The sequence below is a fragment of the Corallococcus sp. AB030 genome (assembly GCF_003668965.1).
GTDB classification, from domain to species: Bacteria; Myxococcota; Myxococcia; order Myxococcales; family Myxococcaceae; genus Corallococcus; species Corallococcus exiguus.
The window spans coordinates 1-388 of record NZ_RAWQ01000534.1 but is presented as its reverse complement, the minus strand read 5'-3'; the positions used below and the strand labels follow the sequence as shown (position 1 = coordinate 388).

2 protein-coding genes are annotated in these 388 nt (G+C 53.1%); both read right to left on the bottom strand.

The window, feature by feature from the left end; genetic code table 11:
- A partial coding sequence (locus D7Y15_RS46685) for an adenylyltransferase/cytidyltransferase family protein (RefSeq protein ID WP_148713065.1) occupies positions 1-150 on the bottom strand: 150 nt, incomplete at its 3' end.
- A 45-nt stretch (positions 151-195) separates the two neighbouring features.
- Positions 196-388 (bottom strand): hypothetical protein (locus D7Y15_RS46310; RefSeq protein ID WP_233605347.1); only part of this gene is annotated, 193 nt, incomplete at its 5' end.

Below are 388 nucleotides of genomic sequence, written 5' to 3'. Positions count from 1 at the left end.
CTTGTAACTGCTCACCAGTTCGTCGGTGCTCACACCCACGATGAGCGTATCGCCCAGTCCGCGGGCGTATTTGATCATTTTCAAGTGGTTCGAGTGGAACATATCGAAGGTTCCGGAGGTGTAAACCACGATTTTGTTTTTTCCGTACATCTTTTTCTGCTTTGTGGCGCACGCTAAGGTGCACCGCACCGATTATTATTGCTTGATTTTCTTCGCGAGTTTGCCGAGAAAGCGGCGCAAACTGTAGCGCCCGAACTTCTGTCGCAGGATACCCGGCAGACATTTGATATAGTAAGCGGTCTGTCCCGACTCCCAGAGCGTGCGCATCCACACGCCCTGCTTCGGCACTCCGCAGCTGTTCCACGGTTTTTCCGCACCGATGTAGTGC